Below are 328 nucleotides of genomic sequence, written 5' to 3' on the forward strand. Positions count from 1 at the left end.
GGGTGATTAGCTCAGCGGTAGAGCACTGCCTTCACACGGCAGGGGTCACATGTTCAATCCATGTATCACCCACCATATCAAGCCTCTTAAATTTCGGTTTAAGAGGCATTTTTGTTGGCGCTTCCACACGCCGTGTGTGGCTCCCATCTTTAATTGCCGCCATTCGGTGATGCGTTGCATGGAACAACGGGCGGTTGCTTTGTTACCAAGCTTAAATCGATAATGCTCCGCTCGTTTTGGTGCGCTGCCGATGCAGTCCAAATCTGCGCTACCGTATGGCGTCGATTTGCGGGGGTATCGCTCTTTAGAGTGCATCCATGGTGTGAAT

Annotated in this window: 1 protein-coding gene and 1 tRNA gene; one reads left to right on the top strand and one right to left on the bottom strand. The window is 51.2% G+C overall.

What is annotated here, in order from left to right:
• Positions 1–75, top strand: a tRNA-Val gene (locus AC27VO_RS16560).
• Here AC27VO_RS16560 and AC27VO_RS16565 read toward each other — a convergent pair.
• Positions 46–328: hypothetical protein (locus tag AC27VO_RS16565; RefSeq protein ID WP_488667812.1), on the bottom strand; the 283-nt coding region annotated here is incomplete at its 5' end. The genes AC27VO_RS16560 and AC27VO_RS16565 overlap by 30 nt on opposite strands.

The organism is Comamonas sp. 14P8.1.4, assembly GCF_057799285.1.